Source organism: Paraburkholderia sp. CNPSo 3076 (assembly GCF_026343935.1).
Classification (GTDB): Bacteria; Pseudomonadota; Gammaproteobacteria; order Burkholderiales; family Burkholderiaceae; genus Paraburkholderia; species Paraburkholderia nodosa.
In genome coordinates this window covers 378,968-404,891 of sequence record NZ_JAPMAL010000001.1, presented here as the reverse complement: position 1 = coordinate 404,891, position 25,924 = coordinate 378,968, and the positions used below count along the sequence as shown (strand labels likewise).

Annotated in this window: 17 protein-coding genes; 9 read left to right on the top strand and 8 right to left on the bottom strand. The window is 66.3% G+C overall.

The window, feature by feature from the left end; all coding sequences use genetic code 11:
* Positions 1–4: 4 nt before the first annotated feature.
* The 4 genes from M3A49_RS01760 to M3A49_RS01745 all read right to left on the bottom strand — a co-directional run bounded on the left by M3A49_RS01760 (position 5) and on the right by M3A49_RS01745 (position 5,122).
* Positions 5–1,030 carry a response regulator gene (locus M3A49_RS01760; protein WP_028203084.1) on the bottom strand — a complete coding sequence of 342 codons (1,026 nt, stop codon included), beginning with the start codon at positions 1,028–1,030 and terminating at the stop codon, positions 5–7.
* Complete coding sequence (locus M3A49_RS01755; protein ID WP_266227249.1) at positions 1,027–2,388, bottom strand: sensor histidine kinase; 1,362 nt, start codon at positions 2,386–2,388, stop codon at positions 1,027–1,029. Before M3A49_RS01755 ends, M3A49_RS01760 begins: the two co-directional genes overlap by 4 nt.
* Before the next feature lie 296 nt (positions 2,389–2,684).
* Complete coding sequence (locus M3A49_RS01750) at positions 2,685–3,506, bottom strand: alpha/beta fold hydrolase (protein ID WP_266227248.1); 822 nt, start codon at positions 3,504–3,506, stop codon at positions 2,685–2,687.
* Between the two features lie 14 nt (positions 3,507–3,520).
* Positions 3,521–5,122: a benzoate-CoA ligase family protein gene (locus M3A49_RS01745; RefSeq protein WP_266227247.1), complete on the bottom strand. Its 1,602-nt coding sequence runs from the start codon at positions 5,120–5,122 to the stop codon at positions 3,521–3,523.
* Positions 5,123–5,251: 129 nt separating this feature from the next.
* Between M3A49_RS01745 and M3A49_RS01740 the strand changes: the two genes are divergently transcribed.
* From M3A49_RS01740 to M3A49_RS01720, 5 genes are all read left to right on the top strand, one after another.
* Positions 5,252–6,208 carry a helix-turn-helix transcriptional regulator gene (locus M3A49_RS01740; protein ID WP_266227246.1) on the top strand — a complete coding sequence of 319 codons (957 nt, stop codon included), beginning with the start codon at positions 5,252–5,254 and terminating at the stop codon, positions 6,206–6,208.
* A gap of 126 nt (positions 6,209–6,334) precedes the next feature.
* Positions 6,335–8,011: a 2,3-epoxybenzoyl-CoA dihydrolase gene (gene boxC / locus M3A49_RS01735; protein WP_266227245.1), complete on the top strand. Its 1,677-nt coding sequence runs from the start codon at positions 6,335–6,337 to the stop codon at positions 8,009–8,011.
* Between the two features lie 38 nt (positions 8,012–8,049).
* A complete protein-coding gene (gene boxB / locus M3A49_RS01730; RefSeq protein WP_266227244.1) occupies positions 8,050–9,489 on the top strand; it encodes a benzoyl-CoA 2,3-epoxidase subunit BoxB in 1,440 nt (479 codons plus the stop codon).
* Between the two features lie 52 nt (positions 9,490–9,541).
* Positions 9,542–10,801 (top strand): benzoyl-CoA 2,3-epoxidase subunit BoxA, encoded by a 1,260-nt coding sequence (boxA, locus tag M3A49_RS01725; protein WP_266227243.1) that lies wholly within the window; start codon positions 9,542–9,544, stop codon positions 10,799–10,801.
* A gap of 161 nt (positions 10,802–10,962) precedes the next feature.
* Positions 10,963–11,412 carry a PaaI family thioesterase gene (locus tag M3A49_RS01720; RefSeq protein WP_266227242.1) on the top strand — a complete coding sequence of 150 codons (450 nt, stop codon included), beginning with the start codon at positions 10,963–10,965 and terminating at the stop codon, positions 11,410–11,412.
* Between the two features lie 20 nt (positions 11,413–11,432).
* Here M3A49_RS01720 and M3A49_RS01715 read toward each other — a convergent pair whose 3' ends face one another.
* On the bottom strand, positions 11,433–12,344 hold the full coding sequence (locus tag M3A49_RS01715) for a ketopantoate reductase family protein (RefSeq protein ID WP_266227241.1): 912 nt from the start codon (positions 12,342–12,344) through the stop codon (positions 11,433–11,435).
* 65 nt (positions 12,345–12,409) lie between these two features.
* A complete protein-coding gene (locus M3A49_RS01710) occupies positions 12,410–13,267 on the bottom strand; it encodes an NADPH-dependent oxidoreductase (protein ID WP_266227240.1) in 858 nt (285 codons plus the stop codon).
* A gap of 281 nt (positions 13,268–13,548) precedes the next feature.
* Between M3A49_RS01710 and M3A49_RS01705 the strand changes: the two genes are divergently transcribed.
* Positions 13,549–14,409, top strand: coding sequence for an oxidoreductase (locus M3A49_RS01705; RefSeq protein ID WP_266227239.1), 861 nt, complete (start codon positions 13,549–13,551; stop codon positions 14,407–14,409).
* Positions 14,410–14,418: 9 nt separating this feature from the next.
* Here M3A49_RS01705 and M3A49_RS01700 read toward each other — a convergent pair whose 3' ends face one another.
* Complete coding sequence (locus M3A49_RS01700) at positions 14,419–15,060, bottom strand: hypothetical protein (RefSeq protein ID WP_266227238.1); 642 nt, start codon at positions 15,058–15,060, stop codon at positions 14,419–14,421.
* Positions 15,061–15,074: 14 nt separating this feature from the next.
* Positions 15,075–16,469: a selenium-binding family protein gene (locus M3A49_RS01695; RefSeq protein ID WP_266227237.1), complete on the bottom strand. Its 1,395-nt coding sequence runs from the start codon at positions 16,467–16,469 to the stop codon at positions 15,075–15,077.
* A gap of 253 nt (positions 16,470–16,722) precedes the next feature.
* Between M3A49_RS01695 and M3A49_RS01690 the strand changes: the two genes are divergently transcribed.
* The 3 genes from M3A49_RS01690 to pbpC all read left to right on the top strand — a co-directional run bounded on the left by M3A49_RS01690 (position 16,723) and on the right by pbpC (position 25,922).
* Positions 16,723–17,058, top strand: a complete 336-nt coding sequence (locus tag M3A49_RS01690; protein ID WP_266227236.1) for a DUF4148 domain-containing protein — start codon at positions 16,723–16,725, stop codon at positions 17,056–17,058.
* Positions 17,059–17,610: 552 nt separating this feature from the next.
* Positions 17,611–23,649 carry an alpha-2-macroglobulin family protein gene (locus tag M3A49_RS01685; protein ID WP_266227235.1) on the top strand — a complete coding sequence of 2,013 codons (6,039 nt, stop codon included), beginning with the start codon at positions 17,611–17,613 and terminating at the stop codon, positions 23,647–23,649.
* Entirely contained in the window at positions 23,646–25,922 is a 2,277-nt protein-coding gene (gene pbpC / locus M3A49_RS01680) for a penicillin-binding protein 1C (RefSeq protein WP_266227234.1), read from the top strand. The genes M3A49_RS01685 and pbpC overlap by 4 nt, the downstream gene beginning before the upstream one ends.
* The last annotated feature ends 2 nt before the right edge of the window (positions 25,923–25,924 follow it).

Genomic DNA, 25,924 nt, shown 5'->3' with positions numbered 1-25,924 from the left:
ATTATCAGGGCGAGTCCCACGCCGCCTGGATCTCGCGGTCCAGCTGGTCGAGATGCCGGTCGTAGGGCAGCACGTTGTCGAGCGCGAGCCCCGCCGGCTTCTTCACGACTGCGTAGAGATAGCGGCGGTCGCCGTGAAATTCCGATGCGGGGTGCATATACGTCTGCCATTCCGCGCACTGTGACGGGTAATAGCCTTCCGTGCGCCAGAAATAAGGCAGGCTGCGACGGCTATCGAGCTCCGCGAGGAAGCTTGTGGGCGCACCTTGTTCGACGGCGATCTCGCGCACGCCGCGCAGCGATTCGTCGGTGTGAATGACGAGCAGATACGCGGTGCCGACACCGTCGAACATCAGGAGTCCGTGCGGTTGGTACGAGAGATAGTGCTCGACGATGCCCAATGAATCGGCAATGCCCTTCACGTGCGCGGCGAGCGCATGATCCTTGAGGAATGCATATTCGGAAACGGCGAGTGCGTCGAGCACCGTGCTGCAGCAGCGGTCGAAATACGCGCGCTGCATATCGTCGATCGCCTGGTTCAGCGTTTCCACCGCATCGACTTCGTGCTTGCGGATGAAGCGGTCGATCAGCCCTTCGTTGAAGCTCTTCACGGCCACGTGCTCGTCGGCTTTGCCGGTCAGCACGATTTTTCTGATCGACGGGTCGGTAATGCGGCGGCAAAACTCCATGCCGTTGAGTTCGGGCATGTCGTAATCGACCACCACGACCGAAACCGACTCGAAGCGCGAAGCGTTATGTACCAGACTACGTATCGCGTCGACGCGCATGGCGATGACCTGGTGCGCATCGTTTTCTTCAGTACGGTCCAGATAGGGGCTGAAGATAGGCTCCGCCGCGCGGTCGTGCGGCGTACGGCCATTGAGAAATTTCAGCGCCTCAGAGGGCGAACTGAACAGGCGGAAGGCCAGGTCGGGGTCGAGTTGCAGGCTCAGGTTCGAAAGGAACGCGGCGCTGTCGTCGACGAAGGCGACGGTGGTCGGATAGGAGAACGGCTGAATGGCTTTCGTCATGGCGCAGGGAATGTCAAAACGAACTCGGTGTATTCGCCTTTTACGGAAGAGCAGGTGATTGCTCCACCCATCGCTTGCATGACATCGCGGCAGAATGCCAGCCCGATTCCTGCTCCGAGCGTCACGTCATCGGTGGCGGTTGTCGAAGTATAAAAGCGCGTGAAGATGTGCGGCAATACCTCAGGGGAAATACCGGTGCCCGTATCGCTGAAAATCAACCGATTGGCCCGTTGCCCTGATTCAAGACGAATCGAAATCTGCGCACCTTCGATGCTGCCCATGTGCCGGAAGGCATTTTTGAGCAGATTGAAGAGCACGTGAACGGTAAGCATTTCAGATCCGTGGAATTCGAAATCGGGGCGCAGGTTGCAGATTACCCGACGCCGGTCGCCTTCGCGAAACGGAAAACGCGCGAGCGCGGTTTCCACGCAATGTACGATCGAACACAACGTTGCGTTTTGCATGTTGCCGCCCGTGAAGCGCGCGGTGGCGAGCAGCATGTCGATGATCGCATTCGAATGCAGTGCTTCCTGTTCAATGCGGCCTACCACGCCTTGCAGGGAATGCAGATGCGCCACGCGTATTTTGGGCACGGGCAGGCGGCTGCGCTGGGCGAGTTGATAGGTGTCGAGCAGCGCGGGCAAATAGCGCATGAGGCCGGCGGCGCCCACACGGATCGCCACGAGCGGCGTGCGCAGTTCGTGCGCCACGCTGCCCGCCGTGGCCAGCATGGCGCGCTCCTGTTCGATCTGAATGCGGTCCTGATCGTAATTGGCCACCGCGCCGATCGCCACCGCAAACGAAAAGATCGCCAGATGCGTGAAGTAGTTCGGCCCGAGCACGATGGGATAGGTGGTCAGGCAGTACGCGATCACCGCGAGGCTGATGCCCACGAGGAACTGCAGCACGAGCATGAGCCAGTCGAGCAGCAGCACCATCACGAACGCCGCGATCAGCGCGCTTTCCACCCATACTTCGTTGCCGTTATTCTTGAGCAGCATGAACGTAAAAAAGAACGGCAGTGCGTAGAGCGTGCAGAAGTACCAGTACCACGGCAGCAGCTTTTTCAGTGCGGCGGGCCAGCGCTCGAACGCCAGGATCGGCACGAACAGCAACGAGCCGATCAGGCGCAGCGTGAGATTTTCATACGGCTGAGGAAAGAGGTCTTTCCAGACGTAGTAGTAAAGCGGGAAGCCTACGCTCGCCACTACGGCGAGCGGCCGCATGCGGCGCTTCACGTATTGCAGGTTGCGCAGCGCGGGCGCGAAGGCGCGCACGAAGCGCGGACGCATCGACGCCCAGGCTCGCCTCAGTCGCACCGAGGTTCTTGAAACGTTCATCAGGATGGAATCGCTCATCGTTCTGGCCGGCGCGCGTGATCCGGCCGGTCTTCTTGCGTCTCGCTTTTTTTGGTGCCCCGTTGCGCCGTTGGGTTCGCGTGGTCGGACCCCGTCTCCACTCCGCAAAGAAAGACAATATCACCAAAGGATTGCAGCGATGAGGCGGGTTTGGTCCTTAGTTTGGCCTTCGATGGGCCTCGGTGTTGCGTCGGCGGGGGAATGTTATGCGCGGTGCATCGATCCGCCCCTGTCTGGAGGCATTCGATGGGCGCAGAAGGGGCTTGCGGGGGCGCTGAGGTCCGCCTGTGCGGCCTTCAGTTTGCGGGCTTCCGATGTGTGCAAACGAATTGCTCGACGGCGTCGTTCAGCGGCTGTGGCGCATCGCGATGCGGAGAATGGCCGCCGTGCGCGAGCGCGTGGACGCGCGCTCCCGGCACGGCCGCGCCAATCGCCTCGACTTGCGCCATGGTGCCGTAGTGGTCGTCGAGCGCCTGCACGGCGAGCAACGGCGCGCGAATCGACGCCAGTTCGCCGACGATGTTCCAGGACCGGAAGGCGGGATCGAGCCAGATATCGTTCCAGCCGTAGAACGCGGAATCGACATCGTCGTGATAGCGCGCGAGCTTTTCGCGCAGGCGGGTCGTTTCGTACGCAACCTTCGCCTCGCCGATGCTGTCGACCGAAATGTCTTCGACGAACACGTGCGGCGCAATCGCCACCGCGCCTGCGAGGGCTGCGGGGAAAGCGGCGGCGTAGAGCAGGGCGATGGAGGCGCCGTCGCTATGACCGATCAACCACATGCGCGCGCGTTCGGCCGCGCTCACGCCAAGCGTGTCGAGCAGAGCGGGCAGAACATCGCGCGCCTGCGCCGACATGAAATCGACCGGCCATTTCACGCCTTGCGCGCGCGGTGTGGAACGGCCGTAACCCGGGCGCGAATAAACGAGCCCGCGCATGCCGAGGCGTTCGCAAAGATCGGCGGGCCAGTCTCTCCACATCGCGATCGAGCCGAGACCTTCGTGCAGGAACACGGCGAGCGGCGCATCGCTGGCGGCCGCGGCGATCCAGCGATATTCGATGCGCAGTGCATCGCGCGTGGACGTGGCGGGCAGATCGGCGAATTCGCTTTCGTTCATGGCGTGTGTCGCTGTCACGACTGAAACTGCTGACGCAGGCGGAAACGCTGGATCTTACCGGTCGCCGTTTTTGGCAGATCGTCGACGAACAGAATGTCGCGCGGATACTTGTGCGGCGCGAGCCGCGTTTTCACGAACGCCTTCAATTGCTCGGCCAACGCGTCGTGCGAGGTTTCCGCTGCCGACTGCTTGAGGACGACGAACGCGCAAGTCTTCACGAGCCCGCCCTGATCGACGCCGATCACGGCCGCTTCGAGCACCGCGTCGTGCTGCATGAGCACCATTTCCACTTCGATGGGCGAAACATACTGGCCGCTCACCTTGAGCATGTCGTCGCTGCGGCCCGCATAGACATAGGCGCCGCCCGGCAGGCGCCGGTACTTGTCGCCGCTCCTCACCCAGTCGCCGAGGAAGGTCGCGCGCGACTTCTCGCGATTGCACCAGTACATCACGGCCGCGCTCGGCCCGCGGATGAAGAGGTCGCCGATTTCGCCATCGGGCACGAGCGCACCGGTCTCGTCGCGCAGTTCGATTTCGTAGCCGGGCACGGGGCGTCCGGTGGTGCCGTATTCGACCGCGTCTGGCCGGTTCGAGAGGAAGATGTGCAGCATTTCCGTGGAGCCGAGGCCGTCGAGAATGTCGCTGCCGAAGTGCTCCCTGAAGCGCTCGCCCAGTTCGCGCGGCAACGCTTCGCCCGCGGACGTGCACACGCGCAGCGCGACGTCGGCGCGTGCCGGGAGATTGGACGAGGCCATCATGCTCGCGTACAGCGTGGGCACGCCGTAGAACACCGTCGGCCGATGCTGCACGAGCCGTGCGAATACGGCACTGGCGGTGGGGCGTTCGGCCATCAGGATCGTGGTCGCGCCTACCGAGAGTGGAAACGAAAGGCCGTTGCCGAGGCCGTAGGCGAAGAACAGCTTGGCCGCCGAAAACACGATGTCGCTTTCGCGTATGCCGAGAATGGGCTTCGCGTAAGTCTCGACGGTCCAGTAGAGATTGGCGTGCGTATGCACCGTGCCTTTGGGTTTGCCCGTCGATCCCGACGAGTAGAGCCAGAACGCGATGTCGTCACAGCCCGTTTGCGCGGGGCGCGGGGCAGGCTCGGCGTGCGCGAGCAGATCGGCGAGGACGCTTTGCGGTTCATGCGGAACCGACTGTGAAGCAGGCTGCGAAACGATTAACTGGCAGTCCTCACATTGTGCTTCGGCCAGCGCTGCGCTCACGGTGGACAGCACCGCGCCCGACGCGATCACCACGCGCGCGCGGCTGTGCGTGAGCATATACACATAGTCGGCCGGCGTGAGCAGAGTATTGACGACTACCGGCACGATTCCGGCATAGAGCGCGCCGAGAAACGCAATGGGCAGCTCGACGGTGTCGAGCATCACGAGCAGAACGCGCTCTTCCGTATGGACGCCCAGCGCCCGCATGGCGGCCGCGAAGCGGCGGGCCTGCATTTCGAGTTCGCCGTAGCTCAGCGTGAGCGTGTCGTCGATATAAGCGGTCTTCGCGGCGCGCGCGGCGTTGAGCGAGAACAGGTGCGTGGAGAAGTTGAATAGCGCGGGCGGCGGCACGGCCGCGGCATGTTCCGGCGACGCTGCTGGGATTGGCACGGTGTTGTCTCCGCTCAGTCTGTCTCGATCGGATGTGTCGTCGATCAACCTTTTCGCGGAAAATTAGCCGTTAGCAAAGTGCGTGTCAAGCACTATAGTACATAAACACGGGTTCAGGGATTTCCTAAGATGAAGCAAACTTACATTGCCGAGCTTCCAGCGGAAGCCGCCGACGACGCCTCGCGCGGCGAGCGCACCGAACGCGATCCGTTCCTGACCGCCATGGGCGAGCGCGTACGCATGCTGCGCGCGCGACGCGGCATGACGCGCAAGGCGCTGGCGGCGGAAACCGGGCTCTCGGAGCGGCATCTGGCGAATCTGGAGTCCGGCGTGGGGAACGCCTCCGTGCTGGTGCTGCGGCAGATCGCGAGCACGCTGAACTGCCCGCTCGCCGAGGTGCTCGGCGACGTCACGACCTCGTCGGCGGAATGGCTCCTGATCCGCGAGTTGCTGCAGGGGCGCGAACCGGCGGCCTTGCAGCGTGCGCGCGTGGCGCTCGCCGAGATGTTCTCGCAAACGAGCGCCGACCCGCACCGCAACGAGCGCATTGCGCTCATCGGCCTGCGCGGCGCGGGCAAGTCCACGCTCGGGCGCATGCTCGCGCAGGAGCTGAAGGTGCCGTTCGTCGAGCTGACGCGGGTGATCGAGCAGCTGGCGGGCTGTCCACCTTCGGAAATCCATTCACTCTATGGCGCAAGCGCTTATCGCCGCTACGAGCACCGGGCGCTGGAGGCCGTGATCGCGGAACACCCGCGCGCCGTGATCGCCTCGCCGGGCGGCCTCGTTTCCGAGCCCGCCACGTTCAATGTGCTGCTCGCGCATTGCTTCACCGTCTGGCTGCAGGCCGCGCCCGAAGAGCACATGCGCCGCGTCGTGGCGCAGGGCGACCTTCGGCCCATGTCGGGCAATTCCGGTAACAGCGAGGCGATGGACGACCTCAAGCGCATCCTGGCTGGCCGCAACGAATTGTATGGCCGCGCCGACATGACCTTCGACACCAGCGAAAAGACGCTCGCCGACGCCTACCTGCAACTGCGTGACCGGCTCGCCGCCCGGCTGGCCGCGGAGGCGCCCCGCATCGAGTGAGCGGCGGGTGTGAGCTGCGGCATCGCGGGTTTACCCCTTTCATGCATTAAAATGCATTAGCATGCTTTACACAAGCAATCCATTGCACTATCGTTCATTGAAACGAAGTGTAGACAGGAGACGCTCATGGCCGCAGCCGAAACCGCCGTCGCCCCGCAGCGGGTCGATTACCGCACCGATCCCTCGCAATACCGGCACTGGAAGCTTTCGTTCGACGGCGCCGTAGCGACGCTCGGCATGGATATCGCCGAGGACGGCGGCATTCGCGACGGCTACAAGCTGAAGCTGAACTCGTACGACCTCGGCGTCGATATCGAACTGCACGATGCCCTCCAGCGCATCCGTTTCGAGCATCCGGAAGTGCGCACCGTTGTGCTGACCAGCCTGAAGGACCGTGTGTTCTGCTCGGGCGCCAACATCTTCATGCTCGGCCTTTCCACGCACGCCTGGAAGGTCAACTTCTGCAAGTTCACCAACGAAACGCGCAACGGCATGGAAGATTCGTCGCGCCATTCGGGCCTGAAGTTCGTTGCGGCCGTCAACGGCGCGTGTGCCGGCGGTGGCTACGAACTCGCGCTCGCCTGTGACGAGATCATGCTCGTGGACGACCGGTCGTCGTCGGTGGCGCTGCCGGAAGTGCCGCTGCTCGGCGTGCTGCCTGGCACGGGCGGCCTCACGCGCCTAACCGACAAGCGCAAGGTGCGCCACGACCGCGCCGATATCTTCTGCACCGTGGTGGAAGGCATTCGCGGCGAACGCGCGAAGGCCTGGCGTCTCGTGGACGAAGTCGTGAAGCCGAATCAGTTCGGTCAGGCCGTGCAGGCGCGCGCGCTCGAGCTGGCCGCCGCGAGCGATCGTCCCGCAGACGCCAAGGGCATTGCGCTCCCGCGCATCGAACGCGTGGAGCACGACGGCGGCCTGAGCTATGCCACTGTCGATGTCTCGATCGACCGCGCGAAGCGCACCGCGACGTTCACGGCGAAAGCGCCCGCCGTGGCACCTGTTTCGGATATCGAATCGATCGTCGCTGCCGGTGCGTCGTGGTGGCCGCTGCAGTTCGCGCGCGAGCTGGACGACGCGATTCTCTCCATGCGCACCAACGAGCTCGACATCGGCACGTGGATTCTCAAGACCGCAGGCGACGCGCGCACCGTGCTCGCGGCCGACGCCGCGCTGCTCGCGCACCGCGACCACTGGTTCGTGCGCGAGACCATCGGCATGCTGCGCCGCACGCTGGCGCGCATCGATGTCTCTTCGCGTTCGCTGTTCGCGCTGATCGAGCCGGGCTCATGCTTCGCCGGCACCTTCGCCGAACTCGCGTTCGCCGCGGACCGCACGTACATGGCCGCGCTACCCGCGAACGAAGACGAAGAACCGGCCATCACGCTCTCGGAAGCGAACTTCGGCCTCTACCCGATGGTTACGCATCAATCGCGCCTCGCGCGGCGCTTCTATGAGGAAACCGAACCCCTCGATGCCGCACGCGCGAAGATAGGCGAGGCAGTCAAGCCGGTCGAGGCGGAGCGCCTGGGCCTCGTGACGGCCTCGCCCGACGACATCGACTGGGCCGACGAAATCCGCCTCGCGCTGGAAGAGCGCGCGGTCATGTCGCCCGACGCGCTCACGGGTCTGGAAGCGAATCTGCGCTTCAACGGGCCGGAGACCATGGAAACGCGCATCTTCGGGCGGCTCTCCGCGTGGCAGAACTGGATCTTCAACCGGCCCAACGCCGTGGGCGAGAAAGGCGCGCTCAAGGTGTACGGCAAGGGCAGCAAGGCGCAGTTCGACGTCGCCCGCGTTTGATAACCGTCTCTGCCGCCGCGTTTGCACAAGGAACCGCAATGTCCACGATCAACTCTACGATTAACTACGGCGAAAAGATCCCGAACAACGTCAACCTCGCCGACGACCGCGCGCTGCAGCGCGCCCTCGAACAGTGGCAGCCGAACTTCCTCTCGTGGTGGGGCGACATGGGCCCGCACGGCTCGCACGGCTACGATGTGTATCTGCGCACGGCGGTGAGCGTCGACGCGGGCGGCTGGGCGCACTTCGACCACGTGAAGATGCCTGACTATCGCTGGGGCATCTTCCTCACGCCGGGCGAAGCGGATCGCAAGATCCATTTCGGCGCGCAAAAGGGCGAGGCGGCGTGGCAGGACGTGCCGGGCGAGCACCGCGCGAACCTGCGCCGCATCATCGTCACGCAGGGCGACACGGAGCCCGCCTCCGTTGAGCAGCAGCGCCATCTCGGCCTCACCGCGCCCTCCATGTACGACCTGCGCAACCTGTTCCAGGTGAATGTGGAGGAAGGCCGGCATCTGTGGGCGATGGTGTATCTGCTGCATCGCTATTTCGGCCGCGATGGTCGTGAGGAAGCCGAAGCATTGCTGGAACGCCGCTCGGGCGACGACGACAACCCGCGCATTCTCGGCGCGTTCAACGAGAAAACGCCAGACTGGCTGGCGTTCTTCATGTTCACGTACTTCACCGACCGCGACGGCAAGTTCCAGCTTTCGGCGCTATCCGAATCCGGCTTCGACCCGCTCGCGCGCACGACGAAATTCATGTTGACCGAAGAAGCGCATCACATGTTCGTCGGCGAATCGGGCATCTCGCGCGTCGTGCAACGCACCGCGCAGGTCATGAACGAGCTGAAGACCGGCGACGTGAACCGCTTGCGCGCCGCGGGCGTGATCGACCTCGAAACGATCCAGCGTTACCTGAATTTCCACTACTCGGTGACGATCGACCTGTTCGGCGCCGACCACTCGTCGAATGCCGCGACCTTCTACAGCTCGGGCCTGAAGGGCCGCTACGAAGAAATCAAACGCGACGACGACCACCAGCTCGAAGGCCAGCAATACCGCTTGCTCGACGTGCAGGACGGCAAGCTCGTGGAGCGCGAAGTGCCGATGCTCAATGCCATGAACGAAGTGCTGCGCGACGACTACATCAAGGACTCGATTGCGGGCGTGAACCGCTGGAACAAGGTGCTCGAAAAGGCTGGCATCGACGTTCGCCTCACCGTGCCGCACAAGGCCTTCAACCGCCAGATCGGCACGTTCGCGGGCGTGCGCGTGTCGCCGGACGGCCGCGTGATCGGCGAGACCGAGTGGGCCGCGAACGAAGCGAAATGGCTGCCCACCGCGGAAGACCGCGCCTACGTGGCGTCGCTCATGGGCCGCGTGATCGAGCCGGGCAAGTTCGCCAACTGGATCGCGCCGCCGGCCATGGGCATCAACCGGCAGCCCGTCGATTTCGAATACGTGCGCTTTAACTGAGGGGAGCGGCGGCGCGCAGCCACGCGTTCGCGCGCCGCGGCGGGAGACAATCATGAACGGTCCGCTACCCGTGGAAATTCTCAGGCAACACCTGATCGATCCCGAAATCTGCATACGCTGCAATACGTGCGAGGAAACGTGCCCTGTCGACGCGATCACGCACGACGGCACCAACTATGTGGTGAAGGCCGACGTCTGCAACGCCTGCATGGCGTGTGTGCCGCCGTGCCCGACCGGCGCGATCGACAACTGGCGCAACGTGCTCAAGGCCGAGACGTACACCATTGACGAGCAGTACACGTGGGATGAACTGCCTGCGCAGAATCCATCGGTGGGAACGCCGGTCGTTGCGCCGGAAGCGGGCGATGGGGCGAGCGTTGAGCAAGCGGCGCCGAATGCCGCCGATGCACCCGTCGGCGGCTCCGACATGGTGCGCGGCTCGACCGTGCCGCCGTGGTCGGCGGCGCGCCCCTATGTCCAGCTCTACACGCACAAGGCGCCCACTACGGCGACCGTGGTCGGCAACTATCGCCTCACCGGCGACGCCACCGAAAGCGACATCCATCACATCGTGCTCGACTTCGGCGCCATGCCGTTCCCGGTGCTGGAAGGCCAGTCTATCGGCATCCTGCCGCCCGGTGCGACCGCGGAAGGCCGGGCCAATCACGCGCGCCAGTATTCGATAGCGAGCCCACGCGACGGCGAGCGCCCCGGCTACAACAACGTTTCGCTCACGGTGAAGCGCGTGACGCGCGATCACAGCGGCAACGCAACCGACGGCGTGTGCTCGAACTATCTCTGCGATCTGAAGAAGGGCGACGTGGTGACCGTGATCGGGCCGTTCGGCAATACCTTCCTCATGCCGAACCATCCGAACTCGCATCTGCTGATGATCTGCACGGGCACCGGCTCCGCGCCCATGCGCGCGATGACCGAATATCGCCGCCGCCGCAGGCTCAAGGGCGCGACCGGCAAGCTCATGCTCTTTTTCGGCGCGCGCACTCAGCAGGAGTTGCCCTACTTCGGACCCCTGATGAATCTGCCAAAGGATTTCATCGACACGAACCTCGCCTTCTCACGCACGCCGGGCCAGCCCCGCCGCTATGTGCAGGACGCCATGCGCGAGCGCGCTGTGGACGTCGCGCAACTGCTCAAGGACGGTAACACGCATGTCTATGTCTGCGGGTTGAAGGGCATGGAAGACGGCGTGCTGCAGGCGCTTCAGGAGATTGCAGAAAAGCACGGCATGGGCTGGGAGGCGTTGTGGGAGCGCCTCAAGCGGGAAGGGCGGCTGCATCTCGAGACGTATTGAAACGTCCGCTCCAATGAATCGAGGCCTGAATCGAAACGCGTGAGTAGCTCGCGATAATATAAGCACGATCGTTCGAAAAGCGCTACGATGGCGAATCGCACAGGTGCGCACAGGTGCGCACAGTCGCGAACAGACGCGCGCCATAAACGGAGATCGCCTCGATGAACCTCGTTGCTGAAATGCCCGCCGGCCTGACCGGCGTCGAACAATTGCAGCGCATGCTGCACGGCAGCCGTGGCCCGGCCATTGGCGAAACACTCGGCTTCAGGCTGGTCGAAGTCGAGGAGGGCCGCGTCGTATTCGAGGGCACGCCCGGCCTGCATGTGTACAACCCCATCGGCACAGTGCACGGCGGTTATGCGGCCACGTTGCTCGATTCCGCGTGCGGGTGCGCCGCGCACTCGCGGCTCAGTGCAAATCAGGGCTATACCACGCTGGAGCTGAAGGTCGCGTACCACCGGCCCATGACGGCCGACACCGGCGTCGTGCGCGCAGAAGGGCGCGTGCTCAGCATCGGCCGCCGCGCGGCCTTCGCGGAGGGCAGCGTCACGGATGCGCAGGGCAAGCTCTACGCATCCGCCACCTCCACCTTGCTCGTGTTCGACCGCTGAGGCAGCGCGACCGGCGCGCGCTAGATCGCCGCGCGCGCCTTGTCCTCGATGAGCCGCACGAGCGTTTGCAGCATCCGGTTCGCAGGCGTGGGCACGCCAAGCGCCGCGCCGCGCTGCACGACATAGCCGTTGAGGTGATCGATCTCGCTGAGCTTGCCGCGCGCGAGATCCTGCGCCGTGGACGAGTATTGGCCCGGCATGGTCTGCGCGATGCGCGTCACCGCGCTGTCCATGTCCGGCGGCAGCGTCACGCCGTCGGCTTGTGCGACGGCCATGCATTCGCCGACGATGTCGCGCATCGTGTCGCTCACGCCCGCACCCTTCACGAGACGCCCATAAGGTAATTGCGTGATCGCCGAGAGCGCGTTGTACGCGCAGTTCACGATCAGCTTCGCCCAGAGGGCGCCGCGCACATTGGGTGAGATTTCCGTGGGCACGCCCGCTTCGATGAGCGTGCGCGCAACCGCGTCGCTCGCGCGCGAAGGCTCGATCACCAGCTCGCCGCGGCCGTGATGGCGTACGTGGCCGGGCCCCGCCATCTCCGTGGCGACATAGACCACGGCGGCCGCCACGTCTTGCGGGATCACGGTGCGCAGACGTTCCGCGTTATCCGCGCCGTTCTGCAGCGTGAGCACGAGCGTGTCGGCGCCCAGATGCGGTTTGATCGCGGCGCCCGCGCTTTCGGTGTCGGTCGACTTCACGCAGAACAGCACGAGGTCCGCGCCCGCCACGGCGGCGGCTTCGGTGCTGGCCGTGAGATGCGGCGCGCCGATGCGCGCGTCGAACTGCTGCGCTTCGAGGCGCAGCCCGTCGCGCGTAATGGCCTCGACATGCTGGGGCCGGCCGATCAAGACGACATCGTGTCCCGCGCGCGCGAGCATGCCGCCATAAAAGCAGCCTACTGCGCCTGCGCCCATGACGGCGACTTTCATTTGCGTCTCTCCTGTGTAGCGTGCGTGCTTCGTTGCCTGAAATGTCCCGCGGCGTGCCGGTGCGTTTAGCGCAGCTCGAAGCCGAGCGCGTCGAGTGCGTCGCGCAGGCGGTCGCGGCCGTGCAGCGACTCGCGGCTGCGCCAGCGCGCGAGCGAACGCACGGTCCAGCCCGCCGCGCTCAATCCCTGGGCGGTCTGGAAGCCGCCCATGACTTCGTCGTACTGGGCAATCGCGGCCGGCTGCGAAGGCGCGTCGTATTGCTCGCGATGGAGCACGACCGCCTGCGGCAAGCGCGGCTTCACATCCGCAGGGCGTGTTTCGTCGGGATAGCCCACGCACAGGCCGAACACGGGGAGCACGCGCGGCGGCAGACCGAGTTCTGCGGCCACCTGCTCAGGCTGATTGCGGATGCCGCCGATATACACGGCGCTCATGCCGAGCGATTCTAGTGCGATCACGGCGTTTTGCGCGGCGAGCGCCGCGTCGATCATGCCGACGACCAGCGTCTCCATGTAATGCAGACCTTCGACGCTCGCCCCGCTACGCGCGCCGGCCGCTTCGAGGCGCGAGAGGTCCGCGAGCCACACGAGAAAGAGCGGCGCTGCGCGAACGTGCGACTGGCCGCCGGCAAGCTCGGCGAGGCGCGCCCGGCGCTCGGGGTTTTCGATGGCAACCACGCTCCACGTTTGCAGGTTCGACGAGGTCGAGGCCGACTGCGCCGCGGCGATCAGCGTTTCGAGCGTGCCATTGGGCAGCGGACGGTCCGCGTAGTTGCGCACCGAGCGGTGCGCGAGCAGCGTGTCGAGCGTATCGTTCCAGGCCGGCAGCGGCGCGGACCACGGCGTGCCATAGCGCGCTTCGAGGGCGCGCACGGCATCGGCGAGATCGGCAGCGGGGCTTGCGGGCGTGGTGACGGTGGACATCGGGTTTTTTCTCCGGCAAATGACAGTTGATTCGTGGCGCTGAAATTCGGGGCACCAGGCGCCGTATGGTACATGGCTCGGGCAATCGGCGCCGGCGTTCAGCGGCGCGGGTTCAAGGGCGTGCCAGCAGAGTTCGCGCGTGACCGGTATCATCGAAGGCTGCGCATGCGATCGAACGGGCTCAGCGACCTCTTCGTGACCTGCTTCGTGCGGCGGCGCCATCTTCCGCTTGCCCCTGTCTTCGGCAGCCTCGTCTGCCCCTTCTTCCGGGAGGCCTTCCCATGTCCGTTGATTCCCCGAATGCGTCGCCGGTTTGGTTCGTGACCGGTTGTTCGACCGGCTTTGGCCGCGAGTTGGCCCGCGCGGTGCTCGCGCGCGGCTGGCGCTGTGTCGCGACCGCGCGCAACAAGGCGTCGCTCGACGATCTCGCGCCCGAGGCCGGCGATCGCCTGCTGCCCGTCTCGCTCGACGTGACCGACGCTGCGCAAATCGACGCCGCCGTCGCGGCCGCGCAAAAGCAGTTCGGCGCGATCGACGTGCTCGTCAACAACGCGGGCTACGGCTATCAGAGTTCGATCGAGGAGGGCGAGGAGCGCGAGATCCGTGCGCAGTTCGATGCCAACGCGTTCGGCCTGTTCACGCTCACGCGCGCGGTGCTGCCGGGCATGCGTGCGCGCCGCAAGGGTCACGTCATCAACATTACGTCGGTGGCGGGGCTCGCGGGATTTCCGGGTTCTGGCTACTATGCGGCCTCGAAACACGCCGTGGAGGGATTCTCCGATTCGCTGCTGGCGGAAGTCGCCCCGCTCGGCATCAAGGTGACCTGCGTGGAGCCGGGGCCGTTTCGCACGGACTGGGCGGGCCGCTCGCTCGTGCAAACGGCGAGCCGTGTCGATGACTACGCCGAAACGGCGGGCGCGCGTATGCAGCGCACGGCGCAAGGCAGCGGGCATCAGCCGGGCGATCCGGTGCGCGCGGCGCAGGCGATGATACGCATCACGGAAGCCGAAAAGCCGCCGCGGCATCTCGTGCTGGGCGCGTTCGGTGTCGATGCAGTGGCGAACCGCTTGCGCGCGGCGCTTGCCGATATCGAGGCGTGGCGCGAGTTGAGCCTCGGCACGGACTATCCGGCGGGGAGTTGAGCCGGGGGCTCACGCCGTCGCGATCATCAGCGTGCCAGTCGCCACGAGCGCGCCGCGCCAGAGCCAGTCGAAGTTGATCCAGCCTCGCCGCAGCACGCCAAGACCGAGATACTCGTAGGCGAGCAGCGCAATGACGGCCGTGGTGGCGAGCGTCGTGACGGTATGCAGCGCGGTGAACGCAAACGAAAGCGCAAGCGGGTTCGCAAGGCCCGCTGCGCCGCCCGCTCCACCGCACAGCGGCAGCATGGCGGGCATCAACATGAGTCCCGCGCCGTGCAGCGTGGCCATCAACGCGGACCACGCCGCAAGCCCGGCAAAGCCCACGGTCATCCCCACGCGCACGCGGTGCCGGTGCCCATACGCGTGCTGCCACGCGGCCCACGCGATCAGCAGGGCGCCCAGGCACCCATGCAGCGCGGCGCCCGGCAGGTGCGCGCCCAGCGCCGCGGTGGAACTCGTGAACAGCAGAATGGACGCGGCGTGACCGAGCGCGATGGGCGGCAAGGCGAGCAGCAGCGCCGTGCGGCTGCCGCGCTGCAGCCCGAGCGCGGTCGCGAAGAGCCAGCCCATCGCCGGATTCACGCCGTGAAAGACGCCGCTGCCCACCACGGCTGCCCAGGCGCCCCAGTGCGCGCCGAAGACTTCCTCCATATCATGCCCCGCACTTATGGGTAGCAGTACGAATCGGATGAGCAATCACCGCCTTCGAGCCGGATCTGGTGCGGCCGGTGCGACTTCGGCCAGTCGACGAAGAAGCGTTCGTCGAATTCGAGGCCGCCTTCGGGCGCGGCGTCGAGCTTCACCATCCAGCCGTCGATGCCTTCGGGATAGAACTGCGCGTCGATCGCACCATACAGCGAGTTGCTGAAATAGACGCGCCGGCCGTCGCGGCTCACTTCCACCATTTGCGGGCCGCCGTTGAGCGCGCGCCCGGGCGCAAACGGATGCGCCGCGCGCGCCGCGATGCCGCCGATGCGCACGCAACCCGTCAGGCGCGCATGTTCGGGGTCCGACACATCGTACTGGCGCAAATCGCCCGTTCCCCAGCAAGCCGCGTAGAGGAAGCGGTCGTCGAGCGAGAGCGCGATATCGGTGACGAGCGGCGGCACGGCCGCAAATCCCTTGAGCATGGGCGGCAGATGCTCGGGATCGGCCGGCTCGGCCGGAATTTCGATGATCTTGCGTGCGGCCCACTGGTCGCCGTCGAGATACCACTGCCAGATCGAGGCCGAGAGGTCCTTCAGGCTGATCACGGAGTTCACGAAACCGTAGGGGCGCGTGGGATTGTGCGCGGGGCGTAGCTCGAACACGAGCTGGTTTTCCGCGCCGAAGTCGAGCACCTGCTTGTGCTGGCGCGTGTGCAGATCCCAGAAGTGCAGGCGATGGCCATACTGGCCGCCCAGCAGGACCTCGGGCACGAGGCCGTTCTCGAAGGTCGCGGGCAGGCCCCACTCGCTCGTCACGAGCGTGTCATAGCCGAGGTGCCACCAGCCGTCGTAGGCGAGCTGTTGCGGGCCGCGGTCGATCTCCCACTGGCCGAGAATATCGAAACTCTCGTGGTCCATCAGAAAGACGCCGCCGGGCGCCTCGCCCTGCGCATTCGCAAGCGACGTCACATAAATGCCATCCGGCCCGCAATGCACGGTGTGCGGACGCGTGTAGCCCGCGCGCTGTGCGACGCTCTCGGGCTCGTGCACGCGTGCGATATGCGGGCGGCGCGCGTCGGGCCTCGTGTCGACAATATGGATGCGCGAGGAGCGCAGCCCGGGCACGACGAGATAGCGGCGCTCGGTATGCGCGTGGGGGGCATTGGGGCACAGACACGAACTGCAGGCATTCCAGCCGAAATGGTGGAGTTCGTCGCCGACGTTGGGCATAGCGAGCCGATGCACGATGCGCCCGAATTCCGGCGAACGGGGGTCCAGATCGACCACGTCGAGCGAATCGGGCACGCTGCGCGTGGGGTCGAAGCTGGCGACGTATGCCAGTGTCTCGGGCGGGGCTTCGCCTGCCATGCGCGCAGACGGGTAGAAGGTCGGGTCCGGTTGCCACGTCGCCATTGCTGCCCCCTCATCGAAGATTCGGAAGAGCCCCTATCATGCATCAGAGTGGCACAGTGCGTTGCACACATGTTCCATATTCCATCCAGAAAGAAGCTTATGCATTGGAGCAATGAAAGCCGATTAGGTGCGCTGCGGGAATAGTAAATTCGCTTTTGCAGCATTTATTCGCGAGGCCAACGTTCCTAGACTTGTACTCAACGGATGCAGACAAGCCGCTGCACCGATTCGATCAAGTTACTGGAGGTTAGTCATGAGAACGCTCATCAAGGCCGTTGCGATCGCTGCCGTGCTTGCAGTGCCGGCCATTTCGTTTGCACAGTCGCAAGGTACCAATGGTCCTGTGACGCGTGCCCAGGTGCGTAGTGAGCTGAGGCAGCTCGAAGCCGCGGGTTATCGTCCCTCGGTGAACGACCTGTATTACCCCGATGATCTGCAACGAGCGCAGGCGCGCGTGAACGCGCAAAGCGGTGGGGCCGTTGCGCAGGCAACCGGCTATGGCCCGGCCACGAGCGGCTCGTCGCAAAGCGGTGCGCGTACCGATGGCGCGGTGAGCAGCTATTCGCCGCCGGTGTACAACGCACAATGAGTTTTGCGGCGGTAGGAAGCCGATTCATGTCGCATGATGAATGTCAGCCCGCGATGGCGCCAAGGCGCATCGCGGGCTGATTCATTTTCCCCCTGCGCAGGCGGCACATCGAAGCCGCCCGATCTGGAATGTTCGCGAACTTCTGCCAGTCGCAGCCGGCGACGCGGTGTCGCGAAGCCATGTAGTCCGATGTCGTGCGGGCGGCCGGTGGCCGCTCGCGGTCCATGGCGAGCCGCGAAGTGCGGCAGCCGTCACTAGCGCACCTTCACTACGCCTTCATCTGATCTCTCATCGGCTCGCGTCCGCGAGTCCGGCTAGCCTCTTCCCCGCGGTCATTCCTTCGCCTTAGCGCGTTCGCAAATTCAGCGTTTTCCGATGTCGCGAGTTCCCGATTCGCGGCAAGCTGCGCGCCGGCGCTCGCGTTCTTCGCGAGCCGCCCGCATGTGCGCGTGGCCGGCCATTCCCGGCGCGCGAGCGCGCGGCGCCCTGTACCATTCACCGCACGCCGCCCGGCAATGGCCACGCGGCGCGCGCGCAAACGAGGACCGGTCGATGCAGCGAATAACACGAACAACTCGCGGGTGGGGGACGTTGGCGCTCGCCCTGGTTCTGGGCTTGAGCATGGCGTGGGCGTGGCGCGCCTATGCCGCGCGCGCGGTGAGCGTGTCGCCGCAGGGGACCGTGGCGCAGGTGCGCCAGGTGGTGGTGAAGTTCGACGAGGCGATGGTGGCGTTCGGCGCGCCCGATGCGAAGGACCCCGCGCGCCTGCAATGCAGCAACGCGGCTGCCGGCGCGGGCCAGGGTCGCTGGATCGACGGGAAAACGTGGGCGTATGATTTCGCCGCCGATCTGCCGCCCGACGTGCAATGCAGCGTCACGCTCGTCGACGCTCTCAAATCGCAGGCGGGCAACGCCGTGACCGGCGTACGCCGCTTCACGTTCTCCACCGGCGGCCCGTTCCCGCTGAGCGTGCGTCCCTACGGTGGCGAAATAGAGGAAAACCAGGCATTCGTGCTGAAACTCAATGGCCCCGCCACGCCGGCTTCCGTGCGCGAACACGTGTGGTGCGAGTCGAGTGGACTCGGCAACCGCATTCCGGTGCAGCCTGTCGATGCGTCCACGCGCGCGGCGCTGCTCAAACATTTCCGGCTCGAAAAGGACAGCGCGAGCGTGCTGACGCTCACCTGCCAGCAAACGCTGCCTTCCAGCGCGAAGATGCAGCTCGTGTACGGCAAGGGCGTGCTTGGACCGAACGGCACGCCCAACGACGTGGAGCGCCGCTTCGATTTCACGGTGCGCGAGCCGTTCACCGCGAGCATGAGTTGCGAGCGCGAGAATGCGAAGGCGCCATGCACGCCGCTGCGGCCCGTGCGCATCGATCTGAGCGCGCCGATTGCGCGCGCCGACGCGCAGAAGTTCCGTCTGCAAGGGCCGAAGGGGGAAGTCGCGCCGACTTTTCGCCCAGATGACAAGAGCGACGAAGTCAGCTCGATCTCATTCTCGGCGCCCTTGCCCGAGCGCGCGACGCTCACGATCACCGCACCCGCCGGCCTCAAGGACGTAAGCGGGCGAGCGCTCGCGAACGCCGATCTGTTCCCGCTACATACGGCGACCGCACTGATGCCGCCGCTCGCGAAATTCCCGTCCTCGACCTTCGGCATCATCGAGCGCTATGCGGAGCCGGGCACGCCGCCGCTCGTGCCGGTCACGCTGCGCAACGTCGAAGCCGACCTGCACGTGCAGGGGCTCAACGCGGGCGAGGCGAAGTTCGCGAAGGTCGCTGTGCAGTCCGACACCGACATGCGCCGCTGGATGCGCCTCGTCGACCAGTTCGACAATTTCGGCATGAGCGAAACGTCGATCGACAAGCTGATGCCGGGGCTGCTCGCGCGCGCGAAGTCGCCCGTGGTGATTCCGCGCACGACGGGCGAGGGGGACGACGACGCGAAGGCGCGCATCATCGACGTGCGCTCGCTCTCGCTGCTCGAGGGCCGGCCCGGCGTAGAGACGCTCACGCTGCCCAAGGCCGACCCAAAGGCGTTGCGGCCGTTCGAAGTGGTGGGCATTCCCGTGCCGAAGCCGGGCTTCTACGTGATCGAACTCGCTTCACCTTCACTCGGGGCCTCCCTGCTCGGCAAGCCGGCGCCCATGTACGTGCGCACGGCCGTGCTCGTCACCAATCTGGGGGTGCACTTCAAGCAGGGACGCGAGAATAGCGTGGTGTGGGTCACGTCGCTCGACAAGGGCGAGCCGGTGGCAGGTGCCGACGTGCACGTATCGGATTGCAATGGCGAGACGCTCGCCACGGGAAAGACGGATTCCCATGGACTCCTGATGATAGACGGACCGCTGTCGAATCGTCGCGACTGTGGCGAAAACAGCTATAGCGGGCTGTTCGTTTCCGCGCGCATCGACGACCCGAAAACGGGCCCCGACATGGCCTTCGTGCAATCGGACTGGAATCGCGGCATCGAGTCGTGGCGCTTCAATGTGCCGACCGACACGAGCGTGCAGCCCACGGTGCGCGCGCATACCGTGTTCGACCGCACGCTGCTGCGCGCGGGCGAGACGGTGTCGATGAAACACTTCATCCGCGCCCAGACGATGCATGGCTTCGCACTCCCGCAGCAGTACCCCACGCGCGTGACGATACGCCATGCCGGCAGCGGGCAGACGTGGCATCTGCCGCTCAAGTGGGCAGCCGACCATACGGCGGACTCGACCTTCGTGCTGCCGCCCGAAGCGAAGCTCGGCGAATACGACGTCTCGCTCGACGACGGCGCCGCGAACGCGAGCACGGCAAGCGACGGCAACGACGAAGCCGACAACAGCGCGGACGCCATTCATATGAGCTACGACAGCGGCGGCTTCCGCGTGGAAGCCTTCCGCTTGCCGGTGCTCAAGGGCACGATCGCCGTGCAGAACGAGAAGACTTCGCCGCTCATCGCCGCCACGCAGGCGAGCGTGGCGGTGCAGATCGATTACGTGTCGGGCGGCGCGGCGTCGAATCTGCCCGTGCAGGTTTCGGCGCTCGTGAAGGACACGACGCCGTCGTTCGCCAGCACGTACGGCGATTTCAGTTTCGCGCCGTATGTGAGCGCGAGCCAGGCCGACAACACGTCCGAAGACGAGGATAGCGGCCCACGGGAGGACCACGAGGTCGCGAAGCTCGTGGCCGACAAGGAGCCGCTCACGCTCGACCGCAACGGTGCGGGCACGCTCGTGATGAAGAACCTGCCGGCCGTAGACGCGCCGAAGCGCCTCGCGCTCGAAGCGACCTTCGCTGACCCGAACGGCGAAGTGCAGACCATCAGCGGCGCGGCCACGCTTTGGCCCGCTGCCGTGGTGGCGGGCATCAAGTCGGGGCATTGGGTCTCTGTCGGCAGGACGGTGCCGGTCACCGCGCTCGCGCTCGACCTGCAGGGCAAGCCGCACGCGGGCGTGAAGCTCGAAGTGCGCGGCGTGGCGAAGATCACGACGACTTCGCGCAAACGCATGGTGGGCGGTTTCTACGCCTACGACAACCACACGGAAACGCGCGATCTCGGCACGCTGTGCAGCGGCACGAGCGACGATCACGGCTTGCTCACATGCGACGCGAAGCTCAAGGAAGCGGGCAACATCCAGCTCGTGGCCACGGCGCGCGACGGCGATGGTCATGCCTCCACGGCCACGACCTCGGTATGGGTCACGCGCGAAGACGAACTCTGGTTCGGCAGCGAGAACACGGACCGCATCGACGTGCTGCCCGAAAAGACGAGCTACGAACCCGGCGAGACCGCGCGCTTCCAGGTGCGTATGCCGTTCCGCTTCGCGACGGCGCTCGTCGCCGTGGAGCGCGAGGGCATCATCGAAACGCACGTGGTGCAACTCGACGGGCGCGACCCGACCATCGAGTTGAAAGTGAGCGACACGTGGGGGCCCAACGTCTACGTTTCGGTGCTCGCGCTGCGTGGACGCATTCACGAAGTGCCGTGGTATTCGTTCTTCACCTGGGGGTGGAAAGCGCCGCTCGAATGGGCGCGCGCGTTCTGGTACGAGGGCCGCCAGTACGAGGCGCCCACGCCGCTCGTCGATCTGTCGAAGCCGGCTTTCCGTTACGGGCTCGCGCAAATCCGCGTGGGCGACGCGGCGCACCGCCTCGCGGTGAGCGTGACGCCCGACGCGAAACGCTACGCGGTCCGCGCGACGTCGCACGTCCAGTTGCGCGTGCAGCTTCCTGGCGGCCAGCCGGTGCCCGCGGGTACGCAGATCGCCGTGGCGGCCGTGGATGAAGCACTGCTCGAACTCATGCCCAACCGCAGTTGGGATCTGCTCGACGCCATGCTGCAGCAACGCGCCTATGGCGTCGAGACGGCGACGGCGCAAATGGAGATCGTCGGGCGGCGGCACTTCGGGCGCAAGGCGGTGCCGGCGGGCGGCGGCGGCGGGCATGGCGCGACGCGCGAACTCTTCGACACGCTGCTCTACTGGAACCCGCGCGTCACGCTCGATGCGAAGGGCGAGGCGCAAGTGAGTGTGCCGCTGAACGACTCGATCACGCGTTTTCGCATTGTCGCGATTGCGGCGAGCGGGGTGGCGCGCTTCGGCACGGGCAGCGCGACCATCGAGAGCACGCAGGACCTGCAGCTGATCTCCGGCTTGCCGCCGCAGGTGCGCGAGGGCGACACCTTCCGCGCGCAGTTCACGCTGCGCAATACGACCCCGCGCGCGATGAAAGTGCTGGTCACGCCAAACGTGCCGCCGCTCGCGCTTGCGGCGCAGACCGTGGACCTCGCGCCCAATTCGTCGCGTGAGATTGCGTGGACGGTCGCGGTTCCCGACGATCTCGCCGAAGCGGAACGGCCCGCGCTCGCGTGGAACGTGAGCGCGGCGGAGCAGGGCGGCGCGCATGCGGCCGACGCGGTGAAGCTCGCGCAGCAGGTGAGCGCGGCGATCCCTGTGACGGTGCAGCAGGCCACGCTCGCGCAGGTGGACGGCACGCTCTCGATTCCCGTTGCGCCGCCGGCCAACGCGAGCATGACGCGTGCAGGCGTGGTGCGCGGCGGCATTGCGGTGTCGCTGCAGCCGAAGCTCGCGGACGGCCTGCCCGGCGTGCGCCGCTGGTTCACGCGCTACCCGTACTCCTGCCTCGAGCAGCAGACGTCGATAGCGATCGGCCTGCGGGACGCGGCGCGCTGGCAGACGGAGCTAGCGCGCCTGCCGGTCTATCTGGACCGCGACGGCCTCGCGAACTACTTCCCGCCTGCCGACGACAGCGCGAGCCGCGGCAGCACCGCGCTCACCGCGTATCTGCTCACGGTGAGCGACGAGGCGTCGAAGCTCGACCCGCGCTTCGCGCTTCCCGACGCCCTGCGCAGCAAGATGGTGGAGGGCCTCACGCGCTTCGTGGAAGGCCGCATCGAGCGCAATGCGTGGGCGCCGCGCCGCGATCTCGATCTGCGCAAGCTCGCCGCCATCGATGCGCTGTCGCGCTACGGCGCGGCGAACGCACGCCAGTTCGGCTCGATCGAGATCGCGCCGAACCAGTGGCCTACGTCGGCGGTGATCGACTATGCGGAGAGTCTCGCGCGCATGCGCGATGTGCCGGATCGCGCGGAAAGACTGGCGCAGCTCGAGCAGATCCTGCGCTCGCGTCTCACGTGGCAGGGCACGCAGCTGACGTTCTCCACGGCCGCCGAAGACGACTTGTGGTGGCTCATGACGGGCGCGGAGGTCAACGCGGCGCGCCTCGCGCTGGCCTTTGTCGATAACCCCGCGTGGAAGGAAGAAATGCCGCGGCTCGTGGCGGGCCTGCTCGCGCTGCAACGCAACGGCGCGTGGAGCACGACGACGGCGAACGCATACGGCTCGCTCGCGGTCGAGCGCTTCTCGCGCGTGTTCGAGCACGATCCGGTGACGGGCGCGACGAAGCTCCAGCTCGGCGATACGTCTCGCATCGTTGGCTGGAACGCGGCGGCGCAAGCGGCGGCTCAAGCGCCATCGGGCGCCAGCGGAGCCACGGCGGCGACGCGCAACGCGCCCGCGCGCAGCACGCTGCTCGCATGGCCAAAGCAGAACGCGGCGGCGACGCTCACGCTGACGCAGGAAGGAAGCGGCAAGCCGTGGGCCACGGTGGAAAGCCTCGCGGCGGTCGCGTTGCGCGCGCCGTTCGCGGCGGGCTATCGCATCACGAAGACCATCACGCCGGTGGACGCCGCGGTGAAGGGCGTGTACACGCGCGGCGACGTCGTACGCGTGCGCCTCGACATCGACGCCCAAACCGACATGACGTGGGTCGTCGTCAACGATCCGATTCCCGCGGGCGCGACGATCCTGGGCTCCGGGCTCGGGCGCGATTCGGCCGTGGCGACGCAGGGCGAGAAGCAGCACGAGAACGGTCCGTGGCCCGCGTTCATCGAGCGCGGCTTCGACGGGTATCGTGCCTACTACGAGTTTCTGCCGAAGGGCAAGATCTCGGTGGAGTACACGGCGCGGCTCAACAACGTCGGCACCTTCGGGTTGCCGCCCACGCGCGTGGAGGCGCTCTACGCGCCGGCCACGTTCGGCGTCGCGCCGAACGCACCGGTGGTCGTGAAGGCGGCGCCATGAGCGGCCCGTTGGCGCTACGGCATCGCGCTGCGGGGGCGCTCGGCGTTGCCGCGCTGTGCCTCGTGCTGCTGCCGCGGCCCGCGTTCGCACTGCCGACGTTCGATGACGTGCGCGGCCAGTGGAAAAGCTCCGACTGGGTTCTGCTGGCGCGCGACGGCACGCCGTTGCAGCGCACGCGGGTGGAACACACCGCGAGGCGCGGCGACTGGGTCGCGCTCGCCGACGTGTCGCCGGCGCTGCGCGAGGCCATCATCGTTTCGGAGGACAAACGATTCTACGAGCACAGCGGCGTGGACTGGCGCGGCGCGACGGCCGCCGCCTGGGCGAACCTGTGGAGTACACGCACGCGCGGGGCATCCACGGTCACGATGCAGCTCACGGGCCTGTTCGACGACGACCCGAAGCACTCGGGCCAGCGCTCGCTCGCGCAAAAGGCCGTGCAAGCCGTGGACGCGTTGCGGCTCGAACGCACCTGGCGCAAGGACCAGATCCTCGAGGCGTATTTGAACCTCGTGCCGTTCCGAGGCGAGACGGTGGGTCTTGCCGCGCTTTCGCAAACGCTGTTCGGCAAGGCGCCGTCGGGGCTCGACGAACGCGAATCGGCTGTCGCCGCCGCGCTGATCCGCGCGCCCAACGCGCCTTATACGAAGGTCGCCACGCGCGCGTGCCGCATTCTGCGCGACATGCGCGCAGCGAACGTCGACGGCGGCTGCCCGAATCTCGATGCCTTCGTGCAGATGGCCTTCGCGCGCCCGGCTATCGCCGCCGACGATCTCTCGTTTGACGGGCGAAGCGAAAACTCGCCGCAGCTGGCCCCCCACTTTGCGCGCCAGATCGCGAACGCCGTGCATCCCGCGCCCGGCATGCGCGTGCGCTCGACGCTCGATGCGAACCTGCAACGCTACGCGCGCGACACGCTCACACGCACGCTCATCGAACTCAATGCGCGCGCGCATCCGCGCAACGTGCAGGACGGCGCGGTCGTCGTGCTGGACAACGCAACGGGCGAAGTGCTCGCGTGGGTCGGGTCGTCAGGCGGCCTGTCGAAGGCGCGCGAGGTCGACGCGGCGCTCGCGCTGCGCCAGGCGGGCTCGACGCTCAAGCCCTTTCTTTACGCCGAGGCCATCGACGAGCGCCGCGTGACGACCGCGTCGCTGCTCGACGACGCCCCGCTCGATCTCGCGGCGGGCGGCGGCCTCTACATGCCGCAGAACTACGACAAGGGCTTCAAGGGCTGGGTGAGCGTGCGCACCGCGCTCGGCTCGTCGCTTAACGTGCCGGCCGTGCGCACGCTCGTGATGGTGACGCCGCATCGATTCGCGAAGACGCTCTCGGCGCTCGGCCTGCCGCTCACGCAGGCAGGCGACTACTACGGCTTCAGTCTCGCGCTGGGCAGCGCGGATGTGAGCCTCGTCACGCTCACGAACGCGTATCGCGCGCTGGCCAATGGCGGCGTCGTGAGCCCGATCGCCGAATTGCCTGCGTCTGGGCAGGCCGCATCAAGTAGCAAGTCAAAGCGGGTATTCAGCCGCGAGTCCGCGTTCATCGTCACCGACGTCCTCGCCGACAACAATGCGCGCACGCGTACCTTCGATTTCGACAGTCCGCTGGATACCCGCATGTTTTCCGCGGTCAAGACGGGCACGAGCAAGGACATGCGCGACAACTGGACCGTGGGCTTCACGTCGCGCTATACGGTGGGCGTGTGGGTCGGCAACGCCGATGGTTCGCCCATGTGGGACGTCTCGGGCGTGACCGGCGCGGCGCCGGTGTGGGCCGCCATCGTCGGCTATCTGCATCGGCGCGTGCCAAGTGTCGCGCCTGCCGCGCCGCCTGGCGTCGAGCGCGTGCGCGTGCAGTTCGCCAATACCGTGGAGCCTTCCCGCAACGAGTGGTTCATCGCGGGCACGTCCACGCCGCTAGTGGGCCTGGCATCGAATGCAGCCGATCTCGCGCGTGGGCCCGCGCAAATCGGCAGCCCCGTGGACGGCACCATTTTCGCGCTCGATCCCGACATTCCCGCGCAGCGTCAGCGCGTCTGGTTCGAGCGTGCCACGGGCTCGAACGCGCGCGTGAGCTGGCGCCTGGACGGCAAGGCGTTGGGTGGCGCCGTGCGCGTCGCGTGGCTGCCCTGGCCGGGCAAGCACACGCTGGAACTCGTCGATGCGAAAGGGCGTGTGACCGATACCGTGCGCTTCGAGGTGCGCGGCGCGCTTGCGAAGCCGCAGAAGTCGATGCGCGCCGACGCCGCGCAAGGCGGCGTGGCGCGCTGAAG